This is a genomic window from Rhodosalinus sp., from assembly GCF_041685465.1.
GTDB lineage: Bacteria > Pseudomonadota > Alphaproteobacteria > Rhodobacterales > Rhodobacteraceae > Rhodosalinus.
The window spans coordinates 1-5,224 of sequence record NZ_JAWLFS010000215.1 but is presented as its reverse complement, the minus strand read 5'-3'; the positions used below and the strand labels follow the sequence as shown (position 1 = coordinate 5,224).

The 5,224-nt window shown below is 69.9% G+C and carries 6 protein-coding genes; 1 reads left to right on the top strand and 5 read right to left on the bottom strand.

The genetic code is table 11. The annotated features are described in order from the left end of the window. From ACESL7_RS12740 to ACESL7_RS12720, 5 genes are all read right to left on the bottom strand, one after another. On the bottom strand, positions 1-513 hold a 513-nt coding region (locus ACESL7_RS12740), incomplete at its 3' end, for an FAD-binding oxidoreductase (RefSeq protein ID WP_372893692.1). After that, positions 510-1,775 carry a cytosine deaminase gene (locus tag ACESL7_RS12735; protein WP_372893691.1) on the bottom strand — a complete coding sequence of 422 codons (1,266 nt, stop codon included), beginning with the start codon at positions 1,773-1,775 and terminating at the stop codon, positions 510-512. The genes ACESL7_RS12740 and ACESL7_RS12735, both read right to left, overlap by 4 nt. After that, positions 1,776-2,636 (bottom strand): ABC transporter permease, encoded by an 861-nt coding sequence (locus tag ACESL7_RS12730; protein ID WP_372893690.1) that lies wholly within the window; start codon positions 2,634-2,636, stop codon positions 1,776-1,778. It abuts the gene before it with no gap. Next, positions 2,633-3,370, bottom strand: coding sequence for an ABC transporter ATP-binding protein (locus ACESL7_RS12725; protein ID WP_372893693.1), 738 nt, complete (start codon positions 3,368-3,370; stop codon positions 2,633-2,635). The genes ACESL7_RS12730 and ACESL7_RS12725 overlap by 4 nt, the downstream gene beginning before the upstream one ends. A 124-nt stretch (positions 3,371-3,494) precedes the next feature. After that, positions 3,495-4,496 (bottom strand): ABC transporter substrate-binding protein, encoded by a 1,002-nt coding sequence (locus ACESL7_RS12720; protein ID WP_372893689.1) that lies wholly within the window; start codon positions 4,494-4,496, stop codon positions 3,495-3,497. A gap of 203 nt (positions 4,497-4,699) precedes the next feature. Here ACESL7_RS12720 and ACESL7_RS12715 point away from each other — a divergent pair, with 203 nt between their 5' ends. Continuing rightward, the gene (locus ACESL7_RS12715; protein WP_372893688.1) at positions 4,700-5,104 is read left to right on the top strand and encodes a RidA family protein; all 405 of its coding nucleotides are present in this window, start codon (positions 4,700-4,702) and stop codon (positions 5,102-5,104) included. The last annotated feature ends 120 nt before the right edge of the window (positions 5,105-5,224 follow it).

The following is a 5,224-nucleotide window of genomic DNA, read 5'->3' as shown; positions in this document are numbered from 1 at the left end:
GATGTTGCCGAGGTCGCGCAGGCTGCCCCAGGTGCAGGAGCCGACGCCGCCCGATCCGCCGGCGACGAAGCCGCCGATGGTGGCCGTCGCCCAGGTGGAGGAGAACATGCGGATCTCCTGACCCGAGTGCGCGCGGCAGTGCGCGTCGAGGTCCTTGAGCAGGATTCCCGGCTCGCAGATCACGCGGCCGGGGTGGACCTCCTTCACCCGGTTCATGTGATGCAGGTGCATCACGCAGCCCCCGGCGAGCGGCATCGCCTGCCCGTAGTTGCCCGTGCCCGCCCCGCGGGTCGTCACGGGCACGTCGTGGGCGTAGCACGTCTTGAGCACCTCGATCACCTCGGCCTCGTCGCGGGGGGCGACGACGAAATCGGCCTCGACGTGGTCGAGCCGCTCTTTCAGGACGGGCGAATACCAGAAGAAATCCCGGCTCTTGGCGCGGATCGCGCTCGGGCTTTCCTCGATGTCGAGATGCGAGAGCGCCGCTTTCGCGGCGGCGACGTTGGGTGTCATGCGGTCCTCGTCAGGTGGTCCAGCTCGGAATAATCGGGCAGCGTTCGGTCGATCGCGCGCCCGCCGCGCAGCACGATGCGGTCGGCCTGTGGGCGGGAGAGGAGCTCGATCCAGGTGCGCGCGCGGCAGATCACGAGATCGGCGGGCGCGCCGGGGGCGAGGGCGGGCGCCTCGATCCCCATGGCGCGCGCCGGGTGGCCCAGCACGCTCTCGACCCAGCCGGGGCCGGCGTGGTCGAGCTGGCCGATGCGCGTGGCCTCGCGCAGGACCTCCAGCATGTCGAGGTCGCCGTAGGCGTAGAACGGGTCGCGCGTGTTGTCGGAGGCGACGCTCACGCCGATGCCGCGCGCGCGCATCTCGTGCAGGAGCGTGATGCCGCGCCAGCGCGGGGTGCGCCCGGCCTGCCGGTCCTGCAGGTAGAGATTGCACATGGGAAGGCTGACGACATGCATGCCCGCCTTCGCCATCAGGTCCAGCGTCTCGAGCGCGAAGGCCTCGTCCTGCACGGCGAGGGAGCAGCAGTGACCCACCGTCACCGGCGCGTCGAAGCCGGTCTCGAGCACCGTCTCGGCGATGGTGCGCAGCGTGCCGGGGCCGGGGTCGCCGTTCTCGTCCACGTGAAAGTCCACGGCGAGGCCACGGTCGCGCGCCATGGCGAGGAACCCTTCCAGCCGCGCGCGGACGTCCGGCACCGCGTAGGTGACCATCCCGAGCACGCCGCCCGCGTCGGCCACGATATCGGCGGTGCGCGCGAAGGGGCCGTCGGGCCCGGCCTTGTCCACGGGCACGAGGCAGACGCCCTGCAGCGCGATCCGGTCCGCCCACTCGGCGCGCATCTCGCGGAAGACGGGCCAGGTGATCGCGTCCTGCGGCGGCAGGCTGTCGAGATGCGTGCGGATGGCGCGGGTGCCGTGGGCCTGCGCGCAGCGCAGCGCGAAATCCATCCGCGCGCGCACGTCCTCGGCGCTCCAGTTCGCCTCGCGGTCGGCGGCGACGGCGGCGAGCGCAGAGGGGAAGGTGCCGTCGGGGTTGGGCGCGCGGTCCCAGATGTGGCCCTTGTCGAGATGCGTGTGCATGTCGACGAAACACGGCAGGACCATCGCGCCGCCCATCTCGACCGGCGTGCCGCCCTCGGCGACGATCCGGTCCCCGGCGATGGAGATATCGGTGCGCACGAGGTCCTCCGCCCGCCCGACCAGGCACCCGGGCACGGTGACGTCGCGGAGCCGGAGCGGCCCCCCGGGAAGCTGCATGAAATCCATTCAGCGCTCCCGCGTCATCGCGCTTTCGTGCCACTTGCGCAGCATCAGGTGGCTGAGGAGCGAGAGCGCGGCGAAGATCAGAACGCCGGTCAGCGCGATCAGGATCAGCGCGGCGAACATGCGCGGGATGTTGAGCCTGTAGCCCGCCTCGAGGATGCGGAAGGCGAGGCCGGAGCCGATGCCGCCCGTGCCGGCGACGTATTCCGCGACCACGGCGCCGATCAGGCTCAACCCCCCGGCGATGCGCAGGCCGCCGAGGAAGTAGGGCAGCGCCGAGGGCAGCTGCAGGAAGCGCAGGCGCTGCCAGCGCGTCGCGCCGTAGATGCGGAAGAGGTCGCGCAGGTTGTGATCGGCCGAATTGAGCCCCAGCGTCGTGTTCGACAGCACCGGGAAGAAGGCCACCAGCCACGCGCAGATCAGAAGCCCCGCGAGGCGGTTGTCCACGTAGATGAAGATGAGCGGCGCGATGGCGACGACCGGCGTGACCTGCAGGATCACGGCGTAAGGATAGAAGGACATCTCCATCCATCGGCTCTGCGTGAAGAGCACCGCCAGTCCCACGCCGCCCAGAACCGCGACGAGGAGCGCGAGAAGCGTGATCTGGAGCGTCACGAGAAGCGCGTCGAAGAGGATCGCCCAGTCCTCGATCAGCGTCCGGAAGACGAGCCACGGACCGGGAAGCGTGTAGTGCGGGATGTCGTTCCAGACCACGACACGGTCCCAGAGCAGCAGTCCGAGCGCCATGACCAGCACCGGCAGCGTCCACTTGCCGATCCGCTCCAGCCGGCGCGCGCGCTGGCGCGCGAGCTCGTCGGCGTCGATCGTCGGATCGGCGATTTCTTCGCGTTCGGCGAGGCTCATGCAGCGTCTCCCATCGCGGCGTGCAGCGCGTCCGAGGCGTCGCGGCAGTACGCGGCGTAGTCGGCGGAGGTGCGGAAGGTGTCGGTGCGCGGATAGGGGGCGTCCACCGCGAGTTCGCGGATCACCCGGCCGGGGCGCGCCGCCATCACCACGATCCGGTCCGAGAGAAAGACGCTCTCGAAGACCGAATGGGTGACGAAGACCACCGTGCAGCCGATCTTGTCGCGGAGCGCGAGCAGGTCGTCGTTGAGACGGAAGCGCGTGATCTCGTCGAGCGCGGCGAAGGGCTCGTCCATCAGGATGAGCCGCGGCCGCGTCACCAGCGCCCGCGCGATCGAGGCGCGCATCTTCATGCCGCCCGACAGCTCGCGGGGATAGGCGGTCTGGAACTTTTCCAGCCCGACGAGGCGCAGCGCGTCGAGCACCTCGTCCTTGACGGCGGTATAGCTCTGCCCGCGCAGGCGCAGCGGCAGCCAGACGTTCTGCGCCACGGTCGCCCAGGGCATCAGCGTCGGCTCCTGAAAGACCACGCCGAGGTCACCGTCGTCCTGCCCGCCGGTCCATGTGATGCGCCCGCGCGAGGGATGCGAGAGCCCCGCGACCAGCCGCAGCGCGGTGGACTTGCCGCAGCCCGACGGCCCGAGGAGCGAGATGAAATCGCCTTCCCGCACGTCGAGGGACATGCCCTTCAACGCGACGACGTCGCCGTTGAAGATCTTGTCCACGCCTTCCATGCGCAGGAGCTCCGGGCGCACGTCGGTGGCGGCCGGCGGGGCGATGTCGGTGCGTGGGGCTGGTTCGGACGGCACGGCGGTCCTCCGGTCGGGCCGGGGCGGCGGACCGCCCCGGCGCAGGATCTCAGTTCGCGGGCTTGAGCTCCATGCCGACGCCCTTGTTGACGAACTCGGTGGTGTAGGCCTGTTCGATGTCGAGGTCCGCCTCCACGACGCCCGCCTCGACCATCTTGGCGTAGAAGTCCTCGATCATGGCGGGGTCCATCGCCATGATCCCGTCCTCGAGCGCCTGACCGCTGTCCACGATGCCCCAGTCCTTCATCTTCTCGCGGGCGTAGGCGAGCTTGTCCGGCGTCATGTCCGGGTTGTCGGCGAGGATCAGCTCGTTCGCCGCGGAGGGATCGCCGTAGAGGTAGGTATACCAGCCCTTGGCCGAGCCCTCGACGAAGCATTCGACCACCTCGGGACGCTCCTCGAGCGTCTCGGCCATGGTCTCGATCGTGGTGGCGTAGCTCGTGAAGCCCGCGTCGGCGATCAGGAAGACCTCCGGCTCGATCCCGGCCTCCTTCTCGACCATGTACGGCTCGGAGGAGAGATAGCCCTGCATCCCCTTGTTTTCGTCCGCGATGAAGGGCGCGGGGTTGAAGGTGTAGGGTTCGCGCTGCTCGGAGGTGAAGCCGTATTCCGAGATCATCCACTGGTAGTAGCTGGTGAAACCGTTGTCGCCGATGAGCAGCGTCAGGTCCTTCAGGTCCTCGAAGGTCTCGGCCTTGCCCGGATGGGCGAGGATCACCTGCGGATGCTTCTGGAAGGTGGCGCCGACCACCGTCACCGGGATGTCCTCGGCGACCGCGTTGAAGGCCTGCAGCATGTCGCCGCCCATGTGGAAATCCATCCTGCCGGCGAGCATCAGCGCGCGGTTGTTCACCTGCGGGCCGCCCGGCATGATCTCGACCTCGAGCCCGCAGGCCTCGTAGGTGCCGTCCGCCACCGACTGGTAGAACCCGCCGTGCTCGGCCTGCGCGAGCCAGTTGGTGCCGAAGACGGCCTTCTGCGTCTCCGCGCCGGACGCCCCGGCCGCGAGCGCGAGCACCGCGGCGCCGGCTGCTGTTCGCTTCAGTTCCATCGCGACCTCCTGTGTTGGACGGGCCGACCGTCAGCAGTGGGCCCGACCTTGAAAAGGTGAATTCCGGCATCGGGCCGCCCCGATCCCGTGGCGCCGCCCAAAATCTGTGCGATGGTCACATCGATGCCTGTTTTCTTCTCGCTCGCACTTCCCGATTGGCCGGACTGCGGTGCAGCCTGACCCGGCAACACGCGGAGACGCTCATGCAGATGCTCGACCCGGCGGGAATCGCCCCCCCTTTCGCCCGCTACGCGCACGGGGTCGTCACGGACCCCGGCGCGCGCGTCCTCGTGACGAGCGGGCAGCTCGGCCTCGCCCCGGACGGCAGCGTGCCCGAGGGCGCTGAGGCACAGGCGCGCGTCTGTTTCGCAAACCTCGACGCGATCCTCGCCGAGGCGGGCGCGGCGCGCGGGCATGTCCTGCGGCTCAACGCCTATGTCACGGGGCGGCACCACATGGCCGGCTACATGGCCGCGCGCGACGCCTGGCTCGCCGATCTGGCGCAGGTTCCGGCCTCGACCCTGATGATCGTGGCGGGCTTCACGCGGCCGGAGTTCGTGGTGGAGGTGGAGGCCCTCGCGGCGCTGCCGGGCGGCGCGTCGTCCTGAGGTGCGCTCTCGGCGACATGGGGCGCCTCGTCGTCACGTCGGTGTGCCCGCCGTCTGAACCGCTCCCGGTCAGCCGTTCGACCCATTGACGGGGCACCGGCGGAGCACGGCCCGCCGGCC